The 24,427-nt window shown below is 30.3% G+C and carries 20 protein-coding genes; 7 read left to right on the forward strand and 13 right to left on the reverse strand.

The features are described 5' to 3' along the window. Positions 1 to 93: 93 nt before the first annotated feature. The 3 genes from ACTG47_RS18945 to ACTG47_RS18955 form a co-directional block, all read right to left on the reverse strand. Positions 94 to 1,347 carry an MFS transporter gene (locus ACTG47_RS18945; protein ID WP_479925683.1) on the reverse strand — a complete coding sequence of 418 codons (1,254 nt, stop codon included), beginning with the start codon at positions 1,345 to 1,347 and terminating at the stop codon, positions 94 to 96. Positions 1,348 to 1,396: 49 nt separating this feature from the next. Beyond that, positions 1,397 to 2,551, reverse strand: coding sequence for a trans-sulfuration enzyme family protein (locus ACTG47_RS18950; RefSeq protein ID WP_479925684.1), 1,155 nt, complete (start codon positions 2,549 to 2,551; stop codon positions 1,397 to 1,399). A gap of 563 nt (positions 2,552 to 3,114) precedes the next feature. Continuing rightward, positions 3,115 to 3,684: a recombinase family protein gene (locus ACTG47_RS18955; protein ID WP_074178786.1), complete on the reverse strand. Its 570-nt coding sequence runs from the start codon at positions 3,682 to 3,684 to the stop codon at positions 3,115 to 3,117. 202 nt (positions 3,685 to 3,886) lie between these two features. Between ACTG47_RS18955 and ACTG47_RS18960 the strand changes: the two genes are divergently transcribed. Further along, complete coding sequence (locus ACTG47_RS18960) at positions 3,887 to 4,114, forward strand: single-stranded DNA-binding protein (protein WP_021386506.1); 228 nt, start codon at positions 3,887 to 3,889, stop codon at positions 4,112 to 4,114. A 219-nt stretch (positions 4,115 to 4,333) separates the two neighbouring features. Here ACTG47_RS18960 and ACTG47_RS18965 read toward each other — a convergent pair whose 3' ends face one another. Beyond that, on the reverse strand, positions 4,334 to 5,077 hold the full coding sequence (locus ACTG47_RS18965) for a DUF3298 and DUF4163 domain-containing protein (protein ID WP_479925685.1): 744 nt from the start codon (positions 5,075 to 5,077) through the stop codon (positions 4,334 to 4,336). A 168-nt stretch (positions 5,078 to 5,245) separates the two neighbouring features. Here ACTG47_RS18965 and ACTG47_RS18970 point away from each other — a divergent pair, with 168 nt between their 5' ends. Genes ACTG47_RS18970 through ACTG47_RS18980 form a run of 3 tightly spaced genes read left to right on the forward strand, consistent with a single transcriptional unit; the run spans position 5,246 to position 7,661 of the window. After that, complete coding sequence (locus tag ACTG47_RS18970) at positions 5,246 to 6,118, forward strand: class I SAM-dependent methyltransferase (protein ID WP_479925686.1); 873 nt, start codon at positions 5,246 to 5,248, stop codon at positions 6,116 to 6,118. Then, on the forward strand, positions 6,118 to 6,783 hold the full coding sequence (locus ACTG47_RS18975; RefSeq protein WP_479925687.1) for an RluA family pseudouridine synthase: 666 nt from the start codon (positions 6,118 to 6,120) through the stop codon (positions 6,781 to 6,783). The genes ACTG47_RS18970 and ACTG47_RS18975 overlap by 1 nt, the downstream gene beginning before the upstream one ends. Before the next feature lie 20 nt (positions 6,784 to 6,803). Beyond that, positions 6,804 to 7,661, forward strand: a complete 858-nt coding sequence (locus tag ACTG47_RS18980) for a MerR family transcriptional regulator (RefSeq protein ID WP_054272013.1) — start codon at positions 6,804 to 6,806, stop codon at positions 7,659 to 7,661. 145 nt (positions 7,662 to 7,806) lie between these two features. Here ACTG47_RS18980 and ACTG47_RS18985 read toward each other — a convergent pair whose 3' ends face one another. The 4 genes from ACTG47_RS18985 to ACTG47_RS19000 form a co-directional block, all read right to left on the reverse strand. Then, positions 7,807 to 10,353, reverse strand: a complete 2,547-nt coding sequence (locus ACTG47_RS18985) for an ABC transporter permease (protein WP_479925688.1) — start codon at positions 10,351 to 10,353, stop codon at positions 7,807 to 7,809. After that, positions 10,350 to 11,039: an ABC transporter ATP-binding protein gene (locus ACTG47_RS18990; RefSeq protein WP_479925689.1), complete on the reverse strand. Its 690-nt coding sequence runs from the start codon at positions 11,037 to 11,039 to the stop codon at positions 10,350 to 10,352. Before ACTG47_RS18990 ends, ACTG47_RS18985 begins: the two co-directional genes overlap by 4 nt. Positions 11,040 to 11,121: 82 nt before the next feature. After that, positions 11,122 to 11,829: a sensor histidine kinase gene (locus tag ACTG47_RS18995; protein ID WP_479925690.1), complete on the reverse strand. Its 708-nt coding sequence runs from the start codon at positions 11,827 to 11,829 to the stop codon at positions 11,122 to 11,124. A gap of 274 nt (positions 11,830 to 12,103) precedes the next feature. Further along, a complete protein-coding gene (locus ACTG47_RS19000; RefSeq protein ID WP_479925691.1) occupies positions 12,104 to 12,784 on the reverse strand; it encodes a response regulator transcription factor in 681 nt (226 codons plus the stop codon). 467 nt (positions 12,785 to 13,251) lie between these two features. On the opposite strand from ACTG47_RS19000, the gene ACTG47_RS19005 reads away from it, so the two are divergent. The 3 genes from ACTG47_RS19005 (at position 13,252) to ACTG47_RS19015 (ending at position 14,479) form a co-directional block, all read left to right on the forward strand. Continuing rightward, positions 13,252 to 13,578 (forward strand): PadR family transcriptional regulator, encoded by a 327-nt coding sequence (locus tag ACTG47_RS19005; RefSeq protein ID WP_479925692.1) that lies wholly within the window; start codon positions 13,252 to 13,254, stop codon positions 13,576 to 13,578. An 8-nt stretch (positions 13,579 to 13,586) separates the two neighbouring features. Beyond that, complete coding sequence (locus ACTG47_RS19010; protein WP_479925693.1) at positions 13,587 to 14,036, forward strand: permease prefix domain 1-containing protein; 450 nt, start codon at positions 13,587 to 13,589, stop codon at positions 14,034 to 14,036. 65 nt (positions 14,037 to 14,101) lie between these two features. Continuing rightward, entirely contained in the window at positions 14,102 to 14,479 is a 378-nt protein-coding gene (locus ACTG47_RS19015) for a DNA polymerase III subunit delta (protein ID WP_479925694.1), read from the forward strand. A 57-nt stretch (positions 14,480 to 14,536) separates the two neighbouring features. Here ACTG47_RS19015 and carB (ACTG47_RS19020) read toward each other — a convergent pair whose 3' ends face one another. From carB (ACTG47_RS19020) to pyrF, 5 genes are all read right to left on the reverse strand, one after another. Beyond that, positions 14,537 to 17,743: a carbamoyl-phosphate synthase large subunit gene (gene carB / locus ACTG47_RS19020; RefSeq protein WP_479925695.1), complete on the reverse strand. Its 3,207-nt coding sequence runs from the start codon at positions 17,741 to 17,743 to the stop codon at positions 14,537 to 14,539. A 179-nt stretch (positions 17,744 to 17,922) separates the two neighbouring features. After that, positions 17,923 to 18,972 (reverse strand): glutamine-hydrolyzing carbamoyl-phosphate synthase small subunit, encoded by a 1,050-nt coding sequence (gene carA, locus ACTG47_RS19025; RefSeq protein WP_479925696.1) that lies wholly within the window; start codon positions 18,970 to 18,972, stop codon positions 17,923 to 17,925. Positions 18,973 to 19,229: 257 nt separating this feature from the next. Further along, positions 19,230 to 22,436, reverse strand: coding sequence for a carbamoyl-phosphate synthase large subunit (gene carB, locus ACTG47_RS19030; RefSeq protein WP_479925697.1), 3,207 nt, complete (start codon positions 22,434 to 22,436; stop codon positions 19,230 to 19,232). Between the two features lie 52 nt (positions 22,437 to 22,488). Next, positions 22,489 to 23,532, reverse strand: a complete 1,044-nt coding sequence (carA, locus tag ACTG47_RS19035; protein WP_169470499.1) for a glutamine-hydrolyzing carbamoyl-phosphate synthase small subunit — start codon at positions 23,530 to 23,532, stop codon at positions 22,489 to 22,491. 25 nt (positions 23,533 to 23,557) lie between these two features. Continuing rightward, a complete protein-coding gene (pyrF, locus tag ACTG47_RS19040; RefSeq protein WP_054277797.1) occupies positions 23,558 to 24,274 on the reverse strand; it encodes an orotidine-5'-phosphate decarboxylase in 717 nt (238 codons plus the stop codon). Positions 24,275 to 24,427 lie beyond the last annotated feature (153 nt).

Below are 24,427 nucleotides of genomic sequence, written 5' to 3' on the forward strand. Positions count from 1 at the left end.
TACTTTTAATATTTAAATATGAACAACTCTACCCATTTCTATAAAATAGGTAGAGTTATTATAATAATTATAAGTATTTAATCAATCTTGTTATTAAGCAATCTTGTTATTTAAATTTTTATTTTCTCTTTTATTTATTTTATTTAGAGCATAAGTAGCAAATATACCTATAACTGCACATACTACAGATAAAATGAATATATAAGTATATCCTGTTTGTCCATATTTATCCAACCAATTACCTGCTATAGTATAATAAAATGCGTCTGGAGAAAATCCTATAAATGAAGCAAATCCAACTACTGCTCCTGTAGTTTCTAAAGATATATTAGATTCTGAAACAGATGCAAAGTATATACCTCTAAACCCAAATAAGATTACACTTAGTATTATCATATTTATTACAGCTATCCATATAAATCCTGCACCTTTAGGAATTACCAAATATGCAGCTGTACTCACTGTCATTAGTATAAATCCTACAAACATTACTTTTATAGATGAACCAACTTTGTCTGTTATTACACCAGCAATAGGAGATGCTCCCATTTTTATAACATAAGTTCTAATTATTGATAGAGCTGAAACTAGAGTCATTGGCATTACATACACTTCTGATAAATATGGGCTTAAGTAAGTTAAGCTTGAGAATACTAGATAAGTTGAAAATATTATAAGACCAATTAACCAAGCTTTTGGCATTGTAACTACTTTTAATAATGACTTAATGCTTAATCCTTCATCTGATGCTCCAGTATCTTTTTTCTCTTCTACTAAGAAGAATAAAATTATACCACATATTATAGATGCTGCAGAGTATAACCATACTACATATTTGAACCCTATTGTTATTTCAGCAAATTTACCAAAGAAGTAAAGACCTATAAAAGAAATTAATGTACCTGATACACCTGATAGTCCTTCATAAAAACCAAATATTCTTCCTTGTTCTGATTCACTTCCTTGCATTCTAACAACTTTAACAGATGCTGAGAAGAAAGTTAATATTGTTGTAAATCCCCATAATACAAATATTAAAAGTATCATACTATATGATGGGAATGTTGAGAAATAAAATCCTAGTAAACCTGAAGCAATTAAAGAAAAAGTTATCAGTTTTCTAACTGAGAATCTATCTGCAAACCATCCTCCTATAAAATAAGATACCATTCCTACTAGTCCATATAAACTCAATAAGTTCCCTATTTGTGTATGACTCAATGCTAAAGCTTGTTGCATTGGGTCATAAAATGATGATTTCATATATGGTAAACTATACATAGCTGTTGTTCCAAATGCCAATATGAATATTATCAAAAATCTTTTAACATTACTTTTGTTTTCCATTGATTTTCTCTCCTTAAAATTTTTTATTTATAATTTTATTCATATAATTTTATTTTAGTTTTTCTATTGCTTGTTTAAAATCTTTTATTATATCATTTGAAGATTCTAATCCTACAGCTATTCTTATTAGATTTTCTCCATTCATTTGAACTAATGTATGCTCTTCTCCTAAACTTGTTGCTATTGTTGCAAGTTCTAAAGAGTTCATTAATCTTCTACTAGCTTGGTCTCTTGTCAAACCATTGATACCATCTTTTAGTTTAAATGAAACTACACCTCCACCTAAACCATTCATTTGAGTTTTACAAAGCTCATATTGAGGATGAGATTTTAGTGCTGGATATTTTACTAACTCCACACTTTCTTCTTGCTCTAAAAACTCTGCTACTGCTAATCCATTTTCACAATGCTTTTTCATTCTCATATCTAACGTTTTCATACCTCTTAGAATCATCCATGCACTCATTGGTGGTAAAGATGCTCCTGTAAAACAACATAAACTTGGCCATCTAACTAAATCTATTAATTCTTTTGAACCTGCTACTGCTCCCCCTAAAGTATCCCCATGTCCATTTATAAATTTTGTAAGACTATGTATTACTAAATCTGCACCTAAATCTATTGGTCTTTGTATAATTGGTGTACCAAAAGTACTGTCAACAATAGCTAAGCTCTTATTCTCATGAGCAATTTCTGCTATTGTTTTTATATCTACTAAATCTAATGATGGATTTAAAGGGCTTTCTATATAAACTATCTTAGTGTTTGGTTTCATTGCATCTTTTATGTTTTGTGGACTTACTGCATCTACAAATGTAACTTCAACTCCAAATTTAGATAATAATTCAGACATAAATAATTTAGTATGTGAGAATATCCCATCTGAACTAACTATGTGGTCCCCACTTTTTACTAATGCTAATATAGTAGAGGTTATTGCCCCCATACCTGATGTACTAGATATAGCACTTTCTGCATTTTCAAGCATAGCTAATTTAGCCTCTAATTCTGTAAGTGTAGGATTACATTCTCTTGTATATACATATCCCCATGTCATACATAACTCTTCAAAATGCTCTACTGTCTTTGCTGCAAATGTTGCTGTTTGACATATTGGTGTAGCTAATGCACCAGTCGTTGGATCTGCACTGTGTCCCCAATGTATTATTTTTGTCTCCAAATCTTGATTAATATTATTACTCATTTTAATTCCCTCCTGGTTTGACTTATTTATACAACGTTTTCCCTGCCAAATTTCACCAATTTAGCTTAATCTTAATACAAATTATTTAAGTATACTTTTATATTTGTTATAATTTCTAAAAATCTGACATTTATTTTGTCTTTTTACAGTTCTAATTATAAACTCTATAGTAACTATAGAGTCAATATGTTTTTGATATTTTTTTTACAATGTTTAAAATATTTAGCACAAAAATAGGTATACCTTAGAATAACTAATGTCACTCCAAGATATACCTATTTTTATGTTGTTCCTTAACTAATTACATAAATCATTAATTTTTTATATAACACATAAATTTTTAAAGATTTATTATCTCTTTATAGATATACTATAGTTAAATATTTTAATATTACTTAATATCTTTAATCATACATATCCTAACAGTAAAATTATATAATATAAAAAATATTTTACAAAAACTTTAAGAATCTTTTATGTATTATAATTTTAAATACTATTAGTTATAGGTATAAACATCTTTAGTTATTTATACCTATAATTTTTCATAAATTATACCTCTATCATATTGATTTCTTTGCACGAATAAGTGTGCTTTTAGAAATTCCAGTCATCTTCACAACCTCTCTATATGGTTTCGAGTTTAATAATCCTAATGCATATTGTATCTGTTGATTACTATATTTCTTTGGTCTACCATCTTTAAAATCCTTTTTCTTTCTAGCAAATTCCTTACCTAATTGAGTACGCTCTATTATCATATTTCTTTCAAGTTCTGCAACTGCAAGTAATGTAGTTAGAAAGAACTTTCCCATTGAAGTATTTTCTAAGAGTCCTATATTTAAAATATGAACACTTACTTCTTTAGCGAACAATCCTTCTATTAATTGTATTCCTTCTGATGTACTTCTAGCTAGTCTATCTAATTTAGTTGCAACAAGTAAGTCTCCCTTTTTTAAAGATGATATAACTTTTTCAAACTTAGGTCTATTTGTAGTAGTACCTGTATAAGTTTCTTTTATTATCTTGGCATCGTTATATTTACTCAATATTTCTTGTTGTTGCTGATAAAGACTATTGTTATCTGTTTGATTTTTTGTACTTACACGACAATATCCATATATAATAATAATCACTTCCTAACATAAATATTTAGTACAGAAGTTGCCCAGAGGCTTGTATCTAATCATCTTTATCCATTTTACTAAAATGGTTTTTTGGTGTCAATACTGTTAACTTTTGACACCATAATAATTCCTTTATAATTTGTTTGACTATGTCAAAAATTACCAATATAATGAAATTAATGAGTTTATACAAATTGGAGGAAATAATATGAATAGTCTGTTAAAAGAAGCAATAGATGAATTAAAAAACATCAATTGTGGCGAAGTTTTTTTATTAAAAGAATTGTTCAAAGGCTATGAATGGAACAGGTTGGAGATGAATATCAGATTAAAATTAGGAAAACTCTTTTTATATGAAGTGGTAAGTAATCCCAATTTAAATGTAGAGGTCATCAATAAAAACTCTGCTTATCAGCAAATGTATAAAAAAAAATAGTGACTTAAATGTATATAATAATATAATCCTCTTGTTGATTCAAAAGTTAAAACTTTTAATACAAAACAATCGTGCTATTTTAAATATTTATCAATATGTCTAAATTTATATAATTAACGCATATAAATAGTACAGTTTAAATCACATTATTTAAGATAGATAAATCTTAACCCTACTCCAGTATAAATACTAAAATAGGGCTCAGAATTATCTATATTTTTATCCTACAAAATGCTTTGATTTTCCTCTTGATTGGACATATATATCTGGAGAAATACAATAAAAACGTGAGTTTATAAAATTCCCAAAATCAGAAAACTTCATCTTGAATTTAGGTATTCCAAAACTTTCAGGTGCTATTTCATCTACTCCAAAATATATAACAATTCCATCATCTGTTAGATAAAAAGCTTGGTCTTCAGGTATAACCAATTCTACGTTAGAATAATACATATCTCTATTTTCATTTATTTGAGATTTTATATAATCAGTTATTATATTTATATAATCAGTTCCATCTCTAAAAATATCACCAAGTAAAAGTTCTTTTCCAGTTGTCAAATCTATATTGTAATTATTCAATGTATTATATTTAGGTCCAGAGTTATTAGCAAACCCCATAAGACTTAATATCATACTTAGCACATAATTTTTATTAAAAGTAACTGCATAACTAGTTGATACCCAGTAACTTTGTTTTGGAAGTGAATTTTGAGAAGCTGCATTATTATATTCTTGTTCTTCTTCCTGTAAACCATTTTTAAAATTGTTCACAGTCATTCTTACAGCATTGTTTATGTTATTTAAAATTGCTGGATTTACATAAGTAGATTGATTTCTAATATTGTGTATAATAGGATACTTTACATCATAAGAAAAATACTTACTTCTTTCAAAGTCTTCATTAAATTGCACATATAATATATTATATGTACAAGTATTTGTAGATTGATAATTTTCCATTAAAATCCTCCCCCTTTTATTAAAAAAATCAGATACAATATAATATGCTTAAAGCAGTAATAATGTTAATATCAAATGTAAAGAATAGAAAGTATCTAAAACAACAAAAAATGACTAATTTTGTGGTATAATACATAGGATTGAGAGTTATTTTATAGGAGGAAAGATATGTTATTATTAGCGGATAAATGGAAAGATTATGAACTTATAGATATGGGAAATGGAGAAAAATTAGAACGTTGGGGTAATTATGTACTTAGAAGACCAGACCCACAGGTTGTATGGCCAATGGAGTCTGAATGGGCTTTATGGAAGAACCCTCATGGACATTATCATAGAAGTAATAAAGGTGGAGGTCAATGGGAACACAAAAAAAGATACCCTGAACAATGGACTATAAATTATAAAAACTTAAAGTTTCACATTAAACCAACTGGATTTAAACATACTGGACTGTTCCCAGAACAAGCAGCCAACTGGGATTGGATGATAGACAAAATAAAGAAAGCTAACAGACCTATAAAAGTATTAAATCTATTTGCCTATACAGGTGGAGCTACAGTAGCATGTGCATCTGCTGGTGCGGAAGTATGCCATGTTGATGCAGCAAAAGGTATGGTTAATTGGGCAAAAGAAAATATAGAATTATCAGGTCTTAAAAATCAAACAGTAAGATTTATAGTAGATGATGTTGTAAAGTTTGTTGAAAGAGAAATAAGAAGAGGTAAAAAATATGATGCAATAATAATGGACCCACCTTCTTATGGAAGGGGACCTAAAGGAGAAGTATGGCAAATAGAAGAAAAATTATATAGTTTTGTAGACTTATGTATGGGTGTTTTATCAGATGACCCATTATTTTTCTTGATTAATTCTTATACAACAGGCTTTTCTCCAATAGTTCTTGAAAATGTACTATCTACAACAATAGGCAAGAAGGCAAATGCAGGAGATATATATGGTGGAGAATTAGGAATACCAGCTTCTAGAGATGGTAAGATACTTCCTTGTGGTATATTTGGGAGATGGGAGAAAAAATAATGATAAAAGTCATATATGAAGATAACCATTTACTAGTTGTAGAAAAACCAGTTAATATATTATCTCAGGGAGATGATACTAATGATAAAGATATGGTAAATCTTTTAAAAGACTATATTAAAAAAAAGTATAACAAACCTGGAAATGTATATATTGGTTTAATACATAGATTGGATAGACCAGTAGGTGGAGTTATGGTTTTTGCAAAAACATCAAAGGCAGCATCAAGACTTTCTGAACAAGTAAGAAATAAGACTTTTAATAAAACTTATCTAGCTATTGTACATGGCAAGATGAAATCTGATGAAGATACATTAAAAGATTTTTTGTACAAGAATAAAAAGACCAATATGGTAACTGTAGTGAAAAAAAGTCATAAAGATGCCAAAGAAGCTGAACTTGACTATAAAATATTAGACCTTAAAGAAAATCTAAATTTGGTTAAAGTGAACTTGAAAACTGGCCGTTCCCATCAAATAAGGGTTCAGTTTGCAAGCAGAAAACATCCATTATATGGAGACCAAAGATATGGCAAAGAGATAAATAAAGTTGGACAACAAATAGCTCTTTGGTCTAATAAAATAGAACTATACCACCCTACTACAAAAGAAAAAATGGAATTTACATGTCATCCACCTGATAAATATCCATGGAATATATTTTAAATCTCAAATGAGGTGATTGTATGAGTAAAAAGTTTTCAATAGGAGAAATGTCAAAACTTCATAAAATAAGTATACAGACACTACGATACTATGACCAAATAGATTTATTTAAACCTGTTCATGTTGATCAAGAAAGCAATTACAGATATTACTCAATTGACCAATTTTCACAATTAGATATTATAAAATACTTAAAATATCTAGGTATGCCTTTAAAGGAAATTAAATCAAAGCTTGATGAAAATAATGAAGAAATTCTAAAGCTACTAACTAATAAAATTAATATAGTGGATGAGAAAATTAAAGAATTAGAACTTATAAAAAAAGTACTAAGTACTAAGAAAGAAACAATGGAAAAGGGTATGAAAGTAGATGATGTCAATAAAATAGTTAGAAAACATATTCCAAGAAGAAGTATATTGTCTATAGAATATGAAGAAGGGTTAAGTAGTGAAGAAACTATGGAACTTTCGAGAAGACAAATAGCAAATATATTAGAAGATAATATATCTGTATTTTATGGTGGTGTAAGTGGGCTTGTGTCTATAGATAAATTTTTAAAGGAAGATAAAGTAATTTATGACAATAGTTTTGTTACAGTTGAAAGAGATTTATTTGATACAAAATCACAGAAATATATAACAGAAATTTCAGCTGGTGATTTTATCTGTATGACATATAAAGGACCTTACAAAGAAAATTATACTGCTTTTAAGAAACTTGTTGATTATGTTGAGTATAAAAGAATACCTATTGAAAATTATATATATGAAATACCTATAATAGACCCTTTATCTACAAACAATGAAGAAGAACTTCTAACTGAAATTCAGATACAAGTTAAAAAGAGAGAAATTGACTTAAGATGTTTAGTATAATTACCTTCTCTCAGTAAATTTTGTAAGAAAACAGGCGAGAACATAGCTAATGCCAATTCTCACCTGTTTTTAAGTATAAATTAGTATTCTTTTTTAACAGCATTTCCTAGGATGATTTTTTCATCAAATTAACATATGTCTTAAATTAAGCCATATCATCTCTAAGCGCATCAATAATATTTTCTTTTTTTATCTTACTAGTAGTATACAACATTGTAATGAATACGATAAAAAGAACTCCAAATACACTGATTCCGATACTTATCCATGGAAACACAAAGTTAATGTTATCTGTAACCATTCCTTTATGAATTAACCATGAAGAAATTATTGCTATAGGAAGTCCAAAGAGTAGAGCCCTCATACCATAAAAAACACACTCAAAGTTCATCATTTTTTGGAAATCACGCTCAGACATTCCAACAGAACGAAGCATGGCAAGTTCTTTACGACGTAACTTGATATTCGTAGAAATTGTATTGAAGACATTAGCAACAGAAATAAGTGAAATCATAATGATGAAAGTATAGGCAAATACATTTACAATGAAGATGTAATTGCGATTCTCATCCATCATTCCATACATATTGTACAGATTATACTCAGATGTAATCCCCTCGCTCTCGATAATCTTCTCCATTTCTGCAACTGACTGAGTTGGGTTCTTTGATTGAAATCCCATGCTTTTAATTCCTGTGGAAGCATTAAGAATCTCAAACTTATCTTTGATTGAATAAGGAGCTAACACTTTGAAGCTTGCTTGCTTATTCTTAGAATTTCTTACCCCTGGAGGAGAATCTGGTGGTACTACTTTAACAAATGTAATATTTACATTTTTATTTTCGTCTTTCTTCAACTCACCATCTTTTTCAGGAGTAAGAGTAACATTCATAGAAGAATTTGTAAATATATCAATAATATCATCATCCTCAACAGTCATAGAGACAGCAATCATCTTTGCATTTTTCCCAGTATATTCTTTTGCATTCAACCCAAGACCTTTGATAATATTCAGATAAGTACTATCATCAAGAAACTGCATATCTACTGGTAGATTAACTGTTTCATTTGTTGAATGCAAACCTTCATGGTGTAAATAGTTATCTGTCAGCTTATTTCCTTTAACAATGCATGAATAGGTCATAATTTCTTGATATAAGCCTTCATAAACACCATTAGCACTCTTCATTTTATCATAAAGCTTTAGCATTTCATTATCACTCATGTCTTGTGTGGAAAAAATAATGTCATGGTCAGTAACCTCTGACTTCTGGCTCGACATCTGTTTCAAATCCCCTACCAAAGCACTAGTCGATATAAACAACACTATACTTAAAGCTAATGATAAAACTATACTTCGATAGCGTTTTTTATTTCTTTTAAAATTTTTCAGTGCAAGAGTTCCCTCCAAACCATAAATACGTTGTGCAAGAGTTGATGTCTTCATAGCTTTGGATTCGACTTTTACTTCGTTTGTTTGGCGTATACACTCCATCACTGGCGTATTAGCTGCTTTTCTAGCTGGAATATAGGCTGAGATTAAGATAGTAACCATACTGACTGCTACTGCAACAATTATTGCAGTAATAGACAATGTTAAGGTCAGAGAGACGTTAGTGTATAGAACATCTGCAAAGTTTTTGGAGATAACAGAAATTACAAGCTCAATACTCACTATCCCAACTACAACACCAATTGGTATACCAATAGTACCAATACAAATCCCTTCAAACAATACGGAATTCCTTAATTGCTTTGCTGTTGCTCCAACAGATGAAAGGATTCCAAACTGTTGTGTACGTTCATTCAAAGACATGTTAAACGAATTATAGATTAGGAAAATTGAACCAATCATGATAATAGCAAGCACAATTCCGCCAACTGAATATAAAAAGACATTGAACAGATTGTTGTCGGAAGCTCCCATGAAACGCAACACATTATCATTTAAAGTGTAAGCATGTTCTCCAGTGCTACTTACATAGGAATGAACTTGATTCGGATTTTTCAATGTGGCAAACAAGCTAAAGCTATCTGATTTGAATTGTGAATCTGCTTTGGTTATCAATGTATATCCTGGAGCAGAAGATTCCTCAAAGACGGGTTTTCTACATATACCAACAACTTTATATGTCCTCTTGCCCTGTGATACAAGGATTTCACCTTCAGCAGTGTATGGTTTACCTTGACCAAGCCTCTCATTCCCATTTATACGTTTACCTACATCTAAGGAAATAGTGTCACCCACTGCAAATTTAACACCACCATCTGTTGCAACTTTACTAGAAATAATAATTTCCCCACTATTTTTAGGTAATCTACCAGAAATCAAATCTATAGGCACAGTATCAAAAGTTTCTTTATTGAATCCAGCTATAAAAAGATACGGTTTATCTGAATTTCTGTTTCCACTAAGCTTTGAATAGCCAACATTTTCAAATACCGTAGTATTTGAAACTTTATCATTGCTTTTCTGTTTCTTGACAAAAGATGAATCAACATCTAAAAACTCAACATGCCAATCACCATATTTCGAAATAGCACCTTTTGTCATGTAGTTTATCAAAGAAACTCCAAAGGTTGTGACTGCCGTAATCATAGCAGCAGATAGCACAACACCTATAATCGTTACAAAAGTTCGTGTACGATTTTTTTTCAGTCCTTGTAGTGCAACTTTGTTGAAAATATTCATGGACGATTCACCTGTCTTTCATCACGCACTACCTTTCCATCTGCAATGCAGATAATTCTATCTGCCTGCAAGGCAATATTTTCATCATGTGTTACAATAATAAGTGTCTGATGATATTTATTATGGCTTTCTTTCAGTAGATGAATAATATCCTGTCCATTTCTGCTGTCTAAACTACCAGTAGGTTCATCAGCAAGCATAACTGCTGGTGCATTCATTAAAGCACGACCAATGGCTACACGTTGTTGCTGACCTCCAGAAAGCTGATTTGGTAAATGTGTTTTTCGTTCCTTTAAACCAAGTAACTCCAATAGGTCATTTAGTCGTTCTTTGTTAATCTTTCGTTTATCCATAAGTATAGGCAGAGTAATATTTTCCACTACATTTAGTGTTGGTATAAGGTTGTGAAACTGATAAATCAATCCAACCTGTCGTCTGCGGAAAATAGCTAATTTTTCATTTCCCTGACCATATATGTCCTGACCCTCTAGGTATATCTTTCCGCTTGTTGGCACATCTACACCTGCAATTGCGTGTAACAATGTAGATTTACCAGACCCAGAGGAACCAATAATTGCTGTAAATTCTCCTTTTTGTATAGTAAGTGAAACATTATCAAGTGCAGTGACCTTATTTTCACCTTTTCCATAGACTTTGCATAGATTTTCAATTTTTAAAAACTCCATTATTTAAGTCTCCTTTCTTATGGTTTACCTATATAATAGAACTTTCAGCTTACATCTCTGTGACTTTAAGATGAGAGATTAGTCACTTTGGAAAACGTATAGCAAATATAGCACCACCATCTGGATGATTTTTTGCGGTAATTGTTCCTCCCTGACGTACTATAATCGTCTTACAGAGAGACAATCCAATACCATATCCTGCCATATTTGTGTTTTTCCCACGATAAAATCTGTCAAATAGAAATGGTAAATCATCTTTTTCAAAACCTATTCCACTATCATGAATACTAATTTCTGTAAACAATGTATTATCCTCACAAATAATCTCAATCTTCCCATTATCGCCTGCCTTTTCCATACAGTTTTTGAGGATGTTTTGAATTGCTTCTGAAAGCCAACTTGAATCACCCTGAATAATCACATCTTTAGGCATGTCTATTTGTAAATCGATATTATGTAATTCCATTGGAATCATAAATGGTCTAATTGCAGTATATATCAAGTCATTTACATCTATCTGCTCTCTTTGAAACTCCACAATACCTGCATCCAATCGGGATAACTTTAATAGAGATGTGATTAACCAATCCACCTGTACAAGCAATTCCTCTGTCTCTCGTATCAAGTCTTTCCGCTCATCTTCATTAGGATTACCCTCTAACAATGACAGAATAAGAGTTACTGATGTAAGAGGAGTACGAAGTTGATGAGCAATATCAGCTAAAGAATCAGCAAGATGTTTTCTTTCTTTTTTTAGTGCATCGTTTTGCTCCCTAATACGCAATGTCATTTTAGTTATCTCACTTTGTAGAATAGAAAGTTCTCCCTCATCTACTTCGGCAATATAAATATGGTCAGCATTATGAAGTACAATATCGATTTGTTCTGAAATATGTGCAATACTTTTATATCGAGCCTTAGTAAATATGAGAAATATAGTTCCAAAAGCTACATCAGAAACAATTACAAGAATTCCAGCAACCATATTGATTGAAAATCCCAGAGTTACAGTAACAACAGTTATTAATGAGAATAAAATCGTAAACTTAAGAAATTCTCTATTCCTAAGCATACTCTCCCCCCAATCTATACCCTGTTCCACGAACAGTCAAAATTATTTGTGGATTTGAAGGGTCATTCTCTATCTTCTCCCTCAAGCGTTTAATATACACAGTCAATGTATTGTCATTTACAAATTCACCCGCTGCATCCCATAATTCATCAAGCAATTTAGCCCTTGTGATAATACTTTTAGGATTGCTAATAAATACCAACAATAAGCGGTATTCTAAAGCTGAAAGAAAAACTTCATCACCATTTTTTTTCACAACACCACTTGCTGTATCAACATAAAGACCATAGATTTCAAAAATCGAGCCAAAACGTCCACTTTTCCTTAATGCGGTTTTGATTCTTGCAATTAATTCACGAGGACGAAAAGGTTTAGTGATATAGTCATCTGCACCCATGTTAAGCCCAGTAACAACACTTGATTCATCTCCAGAAGCTGTAAGGAATATAACAGGAATATCTCGTGTTTCTTTAATTTCTGTACAAACTGTAAATCCATTTCCATCAGGTAAAGAAATATCAATAAGTGCCAAATCAAATTTGTTTTTAGCAATCTCATCAAGTGCTTCATTTCTCGTAGAAGCATGTATTACTGTAAATCCTTCTGCATTTAACAAAAGAATAAGGTTCCTAGCAATTGCCCTATCATCCTCAACCAAAAATATCCGTTTCATTTATTTTTATCCCCCTTTATTTTAATGATTTTATATTTTTTATCAGTTGATTTTGTAACTAAGCCAAAATAAACCATGTATTTCTTATTTTTCTAGCCTATTTAATGTGTCTAGAAGAACAATGATATACTATAGGTTTTCCAACTTTTAGCAGTCTCCTTAGCTGTTATATATCCTATAAATAATTCTTCATTGCTTTATTATATTTCTTTTGACACAAAGATACAAGTTGAGTCATAAAGCATGTTATAAACACAAACACTTTCACATAATTAATTTATAATCATGCACCTCAATACCTGTAATTAAAAAAATATTCTTTCAACAATGTGTATCACATCCATAATAGTGTGGTTGTTAATGTGTCTTTTATACTTTATACTTGAAAAATTAAGTTGGAAGTCTTATTATATAATTATATATACCTCATATTATAAGGTATATGATAAAATAAAGTGGGTGAATTTATGGACTTGAATAAAGAAGTGCTTAAGGGTCATATTGATACTTTAATATTATCAATACTAAACAAAGGAGACTCATATGGCTATGAAATAGCAAAAGTAGTTAGGGATGAAACAAGCTTTGAATTAAAGGAAAGTACTCTCTACATATCTCTTAAAAGATTAGAATCAAAAGGCCTAATAAAATCATATTGGGGAAATGACCAAGGTCTTGGAAGTAGAAGAAAGTATTACAATATAACTGGTGATGGAAAAGAAAATTTGGAAGTAAAAATTCAGGAGTGGAACTTTATACAAAATGTTATGAACAAATTTCTAAAGAGAGGTTGAATAGATTTATGAAAATAATAGAAAAGTATTTAGAAGCACTATATAAAAATGATACTAGTAAAGAAATTCAAGATTTAAAAGAAGAATTAAGAGAGCATCTAATGAATTCTACAAATGAGTTTATTGAGAATGGATATGATATAGAAGAAGCACAAAATAAGGCAATAGAAAGATTTGATGGTAATAATGAAGTCTCAGTAGAATTACGTTCAATATTTAAGCAAAAGATAGAACCTAAAAAAGTTTTATTAAAGAAGTTGTCAAATTTAAGAATTTTATTTTTAAATTTATTTGGATGGCTTCTTGCAGCTACTGCATTTACAATTAATAGAGGTTTTGGTCATATAGCTCCACCATGGCTGATTATAGTGTTAATAATATCAATAATTGTATCAATAATCTTAAGTATTTTAATTAAGAGATTAAGAAAAGAGATAGAAAAGGATTACAATATATAGCTAAATAAATGTATTTTAAATTACTATTTATTCTTATAAATAGTAATTATGAAGGGAGCTTTTATATGGATAAAAAAATGCTATTAGAAAAATTGCTTGATACCTCAGGAGTTTCATATATCAACGAAAAAGTAAATTTATTTAAAGACACTAAATGGATTTCATTTGGAACTTATATAATGACTGTTGATAGTTTTTGCTATAGAGAAGATTCAAAACACTATAATCCAATAATGGGTACATTTGATTATGAATCAGAGATTTTTATAGTAAATGCCTCATACAAAGATGCTATCTATTCTATCAAGAGCAAAAAACTTTATAGAAATGTATCTAAGGGAGATAAGATAGTTGTTACAATTAAATATTCCTATGATAAATATGAAAATCTTATACATGAAGAAATTCATGATTATCATCTTTATCCTTTATCTATTGATTAAAATAAAAGGCGAAAGCCTCTATGGCTAACGCCTTTAAAATAGTTTAATAAATTTACTCTATTCAGCTATATTATAAACTTTTAAGTTGTCTTTGTTTAAATGTTTCTTCTTAACCTCTACTAAAGCTTTTAATGTATCTAAAGATGTCATTATTTCAGTAGAGAACTCAATCGCTGTTCTTCTCATTTTAAATCCATCTCTTGTAGAGTCATTTCCTTTAGTTGGTGTATTTATAACTATATCAACTTGTTTATTTCTTATAGCGTCTAATATATTTGGTCTAGGCTCTTCTATTCTATTTACTATATCAGCCTCTATTCCATTTTCTCTTAAACTTTTAGCTGTTCCTTCTGTAGCAACAAAAGTGTATCCTAACTCTTTCATATCTTTTGCTATCTCTATAAACTCATCTTTATCAAGATTATTAACAGTAGCAAGTACTACTCCTCTTTCATCAGACATATGTCTGCCTGCTGCTAAGAATCCTTTGTATAAAGCTTCTTCTAAATTTTCTCCTACACCTAGAACTTCTCCTGTAGACTTCATCTCAGGTCCTAGACTTACTTCAACTTTAGCTAATTTAGACATTGAGAATACTGGCACTTTTACTGATACTAATTTTGGTTCTTTGTAAACACCTGTACCATATCCTAAATCCTTTAATTTAGCTCCTAACATACATTTAGTCGCTAAGTCAACTATTGGTACTCCACTAACTTTACTTATATATGGAACTGTTCTACTAGCTCTAGGATTAACCTCAATTATATATAATTCATTTTGGAATTCTATAAATTGTATATTAACCATACCAATTACATTAAGCTCTAAAGCCATTTTCTTAGTATATTCTACTATTTTTTCTTTTATTTCATCAGATATATTTTGACTTGGATACATTGTTGTACTGTCTCCAGAGTGAACTCCAGCTCTTTCTAAATGCTCCATTATACCAGGTATTAATATATCTTCTTTATCACATATCGCATCGACTTCTATTTCTCTACCAGTTAGATATTTATCTATAAGAACTGGATTCTTATGGTCTCTATCAAATGCATCATCCAGATACTGAATTAATTTTTCTTCATTATAAGTTATTTCCATACCTTGACCACCAAGTACATAAGATGGTCTAACTAATACTGGATAACCTAACTCCTTAGCAATCCAAATACCTTCGTTAGTTGTCCATACACCTTTTCCTTTTGGTCTATTTATGTCCAGCTTTTCTAATAAGTCATCAAACTTCTCTCTATCCTCTGCTGCATCTATATCTCTAAAGTCTGTTCCTAATATAGGTATATTTTTCTCATGTAAGAACTTAGCTAATTTTATAGCTGTTTGTCCACCAAACTGTAGTATTACACCTTCTGGTTTTTCTTTTTCAATTATATTTAAAACTTCTTCTTCTGTTAATGGTTCAAAATACAACTTGTCTGATGTATCAAAGTCTGTACTTACTGTCTCAGGGTTATTGTTTACAATTATAGTTTCAATTCCCATTTTTCTTAAAGATTTCACACAGTGAACTGAACAATAGTCAAACTCTATACCTTGTCCTATTCTTATTGGTCCAGAACCCAGTACTATTACTTTTCTTTTATCACTAACAACTACTTCGTCATATTGCTCATAAGTTGAATAATAGTAAGGTGATAGAGCTTCAAACTCTCCCCCACATGTATCAACCATTTTATAAACTGGTTGTATGTTATATAAACTTCTCAACTCATATAATTTTTCTGGGCTTATCTTCATTAAGTCAGATATACCTTTATCAGAGAATCCCTTTTTCTTCAATTCATGTAAATACTCTTTGTCTAGGTTTTCTATTTTTAAAACTTTTAATTTTTCTTCTTGCTCTACTATCCATTTAAATTTATTTATAAACCACTTATCAACACCAGTTATTTCTGAAATCATTTCTACTTTATAGCCTCTTCTTATCATTTCAGCTAAGTCAAATAATCTCTCATCATCAGGTACTACTACTCTGGCTTTTAACTCTTCTAATGTTCTACCTTCTGATGGAGCATGAACTAATGAATATTTTCCTGTTTCAAGTGATCTTATTCCCTTAAGAATAGCAGCCTCAAAGTTACTTCCTATACTCATTATTTCACCAGTTGCCATCATCTTAGTCCCTAATTTTCTATTGGCATGTCTAAACTTATCAAATGGCCACTTTGGTATTTTTACTACCACATAATCTAATGTTGGTTCAAAACAAGCATATGTTTTTTTAGTTACTGCATTTTCTATCTCATCTAAAGTATAACCTAGAGCTATCTTAGCTGCCACTTTTGCGATTGGATATCCTGTAGCTTTTGATGCCAATGCTGATGACCTACTAACTCTTGGATTTATTTCTATTATTGCATATTCTAAGCTGTGTGGATTTAACGCTATTTGGACATTACAACCACCTTGAACTTCTATTGCATTTATTATATCTATAGATGCTTTTCTAAGTAGTTGATACTCTTCATCACTTAAAGTTTGACTTGGAGCAACAACTATACTATCTCCTGTATGAACTCCAACTGGGTCTATATTTTCCATATTACATACAGTTATACAGTTACCATTTCCATCTCTCATTACTTCATATTCTATTTCTTTCCAACCTTTTATACTCTTTTCAAGAAGAACTTGACCTACTGGACTTAATTGTAATCCATGTGTAAGAGTTTCTCTTAATTCTTCTTCAGTATCGGCTATACCTCCACCAGTTCCACCTAATGTATATGCTGGTCTTACAACTACTGGATAGCCTATTTTATCAGCAAATTCAAGCCCTGCTTCTAAGTTTGTAACTATATCACTAACTATTACTGGCTGATTTATTTCTTTCATTACCTCTCTAAATAAGTCTCTGTCCTCGCCCTTCTTTATAGAGTTTATAGATGTTCCTATAACTTTTACATTGTATTTTTCTAATATTCTAGCATCATGTAATTCTACAGCTAAGTTAAGTCCTGTTTGACCTCCCATACCTGCAAGTAAACTATCTGGTCTTTCTTTTTCTATTATTTTTTCTATAAATTCTATTGTTAAAGGTTCTATATATATTTTATCTGCAATCTCTTTATCAGTCATTATAGTAGCTGGATTACTATTAACTAATACAACTTCTATTCCCTCTTCTTTTAATGCTTGGCAAGCCTGTGTTCCTGAATAGTCAAACTCTGCCGCTTGACCTATTATTATTGGCCCTGACCCTAATACTAAAGTTTTCTTTATACTATTTAATTTAGGCATAACTCTTTCTCCTTATCTAAACAATTTTCACAGTTCTTATCTTTATCATCTATATAATCAATTTTAATTACTTTATTTCATCTTAAATTTAGATTTTCTCAATACATATCTATGTTAATTAAACCAATCTATTTTTTGATTTAAGTTATTCTTATCTTTTAGTTGTATCCTAGTATTATTTATTTTACTAACTCTAAAAATTTATCGAAAATATAATCATTATCTTTTGGTCCTGGGCAAGCTTCAGGGTGGTACTGAACACTGTATACATCTAGTTTTTCATGTCTCATCCCTTCAACAGTATTATCATTTAAATTTATGTGTGTAACTTTCATTTGTTCAGGAACTTCTGAAACATAGTATCCATGATTTTGAGAAGTTATAAATACTTTTCCCTCTTCCACATCTTTAACTGGGTGGTTTCCACCTCTGTGACCAAATTTAAGTTTAGCAGTCTTTCCTCCAAGAGCTAAAGCTAAAAGCTGATGTCCTAAACATATTCCAACTATAGGCTTTTTACCAATAAGAGCTTTTATATTTTCTATAACATCTTCTAGGTCTTCTGGGTCTCCAGGTCCATTTGACAAGAATATCAAGTCAGGATTTATACCTAATACATCTTCTGGAGATGTTGTAGCTGGAAATATTGTTATATCACATCCACGAGCTGCAAATGATCTTAATATGTTTCTCTTAACACCAAAATCCATAACAGCCACTTTTGGACCATTTCCTTTTATATGCTCTATTTCTTTTCTTGTAACTGTTCTAACTGCTTCTGTATTCGAAAATTTATCCAATTTATGTTTAACATCTTCTAACTTACTGTCTTCTAACGTAATTATACCTTTCATTGTTCCATTATTTCTAAGTATCTTAGTTAGAGCTCTTGTGTCTATTCCTTCAAGCCCAATAACTTTATTTTGCTTTAGATATTGGTCTATATCAATTTCACATCTAAAATTGCTTGGAGAATCACTTTTTTCTCTTACTATAAATCCTTTCACTTGCACTTTTTCAGATTCCGCTGATGATAAATTTATACCATAATTTCCTACAAGAGGATAAGTCATAGTAACTATTTGACCATAGTAAGAAGGGTCTGTTAAAACTTCACCATATCCTATCATAGAAGTATTGAATACTACTTCTCCTACACTTTCTTCTAAATATCCAAATGCCTTTCCTATAAAAATTGTCCCATCTTCTAATATTAACCTTGCTTTCATATTACAGTACCTCCTATAATTCTCTTTAGGCAAACTAAAGAACATTAACTAAATATAAGCTTTTAAATATCTATCTATATTTTTCACTTTTACATTCTAGTTTTATACTTATTTACAGCTATTTTTTATCTTTTTCTATTATACTACAAATTTCTTAAAAAAAAGAAGTTATCTCAAAAGTAAAAACTCATAGAAAAAATAACTTCTTATTTTTAATTTAATAATTAAATTCTTAAGCTATACAATTAACTTAATGTTTATTCAGCTATATTGTAAACTTTTAACTTGTCTTTGTTTAAATGTTTCTTCTTAACCTCTACTAAAGCTTTTAATGTATCTAAAGATGTCATTATTTCAGTAGAAAACTCAATAGCTGTTCTTCTTATCTTAAATCCATCTCTTGTAGAATCATTTCCTTTAGTTGGTGTATTTATAACTATATCAACTTGTTTATTTCTTATAGCGTCTAATATATTTGGTCTAGATTCTTCTACTCTATTTACTATATCAGCCTCTATTCCATTTTCTCTTAAACTTTTAGCTGTTCCTTCTGTAGCAACAAAAGTGTATCCTAACTCTTTCATATCTTTTGCTATCTCTATAAACTCATCTTTATCAAGATTATTAACAGTAGCAAGTACCACTCCTCTTTCATCAGACATATGTCTGCCTGCTGCTAAGAATCCTTTGTATAAAGCTTCTTCTAAATTTTCTCCTACACCTAGAACTTCTCCTGTAGACTTCATCTCAGGTCCTAGACTTACTTCAACTTTAGCTAATTTAGACATTGAGAATACTGGTACTTTTACTGATACTAATTTTGGCTCTTTGTAAACCCCTGTACCATATCCTAAATCCTTTAATTTAGCTCCTAACATACATTTAGTCGCTAAGTCAACTATTGGTACTCCACTAACTTTACTTATATATGGAACTGTTCTACTAGCTCTAGGATTAACCTCAATTATATATAACTCATTTTGGAATTCTATAAATTGTATATTAACCATGCCAATTACATTAAGCTCTAAAGCTATTTTTTTAGTGTATTCTACTATCTTTTCTTTTATCTCATCAGATATATTTTGACTTGGATACATTGTTGTACTGTCTCCAGAGTGAACTCCAGCTCTTTCTAAATGCTCCATTATACCAGGTATCAATATATCTTCTTTATCACATATCGCATCTACTTCTATTTCTCTACCAGTTAGATATTTATCTATAAGAACTGGATTCTTATGGTCTCTATCAAATGCATCCTGTAAGTATTGAGATAATTTCTCTTCATTATAAGTTATTTCCATACCTTGACCACCAAGTACATAAGATGGTCTAACTAATACTGGATAACCTAATTCATTAGCAATTTCAATACCTTCACTAAGTGACCATACACCTTTTCCTTTTGGTCTATTTATGTCTAGTTTTTCTAATAAGTCATCAAACTTCTCTCTATCTTCTGCTGCATCTATATCATCAAAATCAGTACCTAATATAGGTATATTTTTCTCATGTAAGAACTTAGCTAATTTTATAGCTGTTTGCCCACCAAACTGTAGTATTACACCTTCTGGTTTTTCTTTTTCGATTATGCTTAGAACTTCCTCTTCTGTTAATGGTTCAAAATACAACTTATCTGATGTATCAAAGTCTGTACTTACTGTTTCAGGGTTATTGTTTATAATTATAGTTTCTATGTCCATTTTTCTTAGAGATTTTACACAATGAACTGAACAATAGTCAAACTCTATACCTTGACCTATTCTTATTGGTCCAGAACCCAATACTATTACCTTTTTCTTATCACTAACAACTACTTCGTCATATTGTTCATAAGTTGAATAATAGTAAGGAGATATAGCATCTATCTCACCTGCACAAGTATCAACCATTTTATATGCTGGTTTTATATTATATAGACTTCTCAATTCGTATAATTTTTCTGGGCTTATTTTCATTAAGTCAGATATACCTTTATCAGAGAATCCTTTTTTCTTTAATTCAAGAAGATAATCTTTAGTTAAATCTTCAATTTTCATAACTTTTAATTTTTCTTCTTGCTCTACTATCCATTTAAATTTATTTATAAACCATTTATCTATGCCTGTAATTTGCTCTATCATTTCTACTTTATAGCCTCTTCTTATCATTTCAGCTAAGTCAAATAGTCTCTCATCATCAGGTACTACTACTCTTTTCTTTAGTTCCTCAATACTTCTCTCTTCAGATGGTGTATGAACCAATGAGTATTTTCCTGTTTCAAGTGATCTTATTCCTTTAAGGATGGCCGCTTCAAAGTTACTTCCTATACTCATTATTTCACCAGTTGCCATCATCTTAGTCCCTAATTTTCTATTTGCTTTTTTAAATTTATCAAATGGCCATTTTGGTATTTTTGCTACTACATAATCTATAGTTGGCTCAAAACAAGCATATGTTTTTTTAGTTACTGCATTTTCTATCTCATCTAGAGTGTAACCTAGAGCTATTTTTGATGAAACTTTAGCTATTGGATACCCTGTAGCTTTTGATGCTAAAGCTGATGATCTACTAACTCTTGGATTTATCTCTATAACTGCATATTCAAAACTATGTGGGTTAAGTGCAAATTGGACATTACATCCACCTTGAACTTCTACTGCATTTAATATATCTAAAGAAGCTTTTTTAAGCATTGCGCATTCTTTGTTACTTAGAGTTTGAGTTGGGGCAACAACTATACTATCTCCTGTATGAACTCCAACTGGGTCTATATTCTCCATATTACATACAACAATACAGTTTCCTTTTGAATCTCTTATTACTTCATATTCTATTTCTTTCCAACCTTTTATACTTTTTTCAATTAATACTTGTCCAACTGGACTTAATTGTAATCCATGTGAAAGTATTTCTCTTAATTCTTCTTCATTATCAGCTATACCTCCGCCAGTTCCACCTAATGTGTATGCTGGTCTTACAACTACTGGATAACCTATTGTAAGTGCATAGTCAAGACCTGCTTGTAACTCTGTAACTATATCACTAACTATTACTGGTTGATTTATTTCTTTCATTACATCTCTAAATATATCTCTATCTTCACCTTTTTTGATAGATTCTACTGAAGTTCCTATTATTTTTACTCCATATTTATCTAGTATGCCTTTTTCATAAAGTTCAACTGCTAAGTTTAATCCTGTTTGCCCACCCATACCTGCAAGCAGACTATCTGGTCTTTCTTTTTCTATTATTTTTTCTATAAATTCTATTGTTAATGGTTCTATATATATTTTATCTGCTACTTCTTTATCAGTCATTATAGTAGCTGGATTACTGTTTATTAATACAACTTCAATTCCTTCTTCTTTTAAAGATTGGCACGCTTGTGTCCCTGAATAGTCAAACTCTGCTGCTTGACCTATTATTATTGGACCTGACCCTAATACTAAAGTTTTCTTTATACTATCTAATTTAGGCATAAATTTTTCTCCTTATCTAAATGGTTTTTACTATCTGTAAATAATACTAAATCTATATTAATGCTAAGAATTTGTTAAATATACAATCTAAATCTTCTTTTGTTGTGTATTCTGGAATGTACTGAACACTATATATTGGTAATTCTTTATGTCTCATTCCTTCTATAGTATTGTCATTTAAATTTATATGAGTTATCTCTGTATCTTTTGGCATTTCTGAAACATTATATCCATGATTTTGAGAAGTTATAAACACTTTTCCAGTTTCTAAACATTTAACTGGATGATTTCCTCCTCTATGTCCAAATGTGAGCTTTGAAGTTTTTCCTCCTAATGCCAATGCCAAAATTTGATGCCCTAAACCGATTCCTGTCAGTGGCTTTTTACCTACTAAATTTTTTATATTTTCAACTATATCATTTACATCTTCTGGATTTCCTGGTCCATTAGATAATAATATTAAGTCAGGATTTATATTTAAAATTTCTTCTGATGTAGTCATTGCTGGTACTATAGTTATATCACAGTTACAAGCTTTAAGAGACTCTAGTATACTATTTTTAACACCAAAATCTATAACTACAACTTTTGCACCATTCCCTTTAATATTTTCAATTTCTTTTCTTGTAACATTTTTTACTGAATCCTTGTTACAATGCTCTGCTAACTTAGATTTAACATCTTCTAATGATGCATTTTCTAAAGTTATAATACCTCTCTTTGTTCCATTATTTCTAATAATTTTAGTTAGCGCTCTTGTATCTATTCCTTCAAGTCCTATTACTTTATTTTGCTTTAGATATGTGTCTATATCCATCTCACATCTAAAATTATTTGGGTTATCACTTTTTTCTCTTACAATAAGTCCTTTTACTTGTACCTTATTTGATTCAACATCTTCTAAATTTATTCCATAGTTACCTATAAGCGGATAAGTCATAGTAACTATTTGTCCATAATAAGTTGCATCTGTTAATAGTTCTCCATATCCCGCCATTGAAGTATTAAATACAACTTCTCCAACAGTCTCTTTTAGATATCCAAATGCTTTTCCTTCAAATACTGTTCCATCTTCTAAAATTAATTTCCCCTTCATATAAGCTACCTCCCAAATATTTTATCTAAGCATTTTCTATTTCTTTTACAATGTTAATAGCTGATTCTCTTGGATTTTCTGCTTTTGTTATAGGTCTTCCAACAACTAAATAATGAGCTCCTCTTTTTATTGCATCTGATGGCGTTACAACTCTTTTTTGGTCTCCAACCTCTGCTGATTTAGGTCTTATTCCTGGACAAACTGTTATAAAATCAGTTCCACATGCTTCTACTATCTTATCTACTTCTTGTGCTGAACAAACAACTCCATCTATTCCTGATTCTTTTGCCAGTTTAGCTCTTTTTATAGCTAACTCTTCTGTTGTCATATTACATCCTATATCTTGTAAGTCTTGGTTACTTAATGAAGTTAAAACTGTTACTCCAACTACTAAAGGCTTTTCTATATTTAATCTTTCTGCTTCTTCTTTAGCAACTAGCGCACACTGTCTCATTCCTTCCATATCTGATACATGTATTGTCATTAACCAAACATTATCTCTCACTGCAGCTCTTACTGCACTTTTCATAGTATTTGGGATATCATGGAACTTAAGGTCTAAAAATATTTTTTTACCTTTTTCTTTAAGGTAATCTATTGTTTTTCCTTTTGTAGCAACATACTGCTCTAATCCTACTTTAAATATATCTACACTATCTTCTAATTTGTCTATTAATTCTTTAGCTTTATCAAATTCATCAGTATCAATTGCAACTATCAATTTTTCTTTACCATTTATCATTTTTACATCTCCTTTTTAATAAAGCCTAAATCTTTATAAAAAAATCCTCACACCAAAAGAGGCACAAGGATTTTATCTATACATAACTCAATTCATTAGCTATGAGATATCTTTCCCAGTCTCTCTGGACTAGTTTAAAAGACTTTATTATAT

The organism is Clostridioides sp. LIBA-6622 (assembly GCF_056716095.1).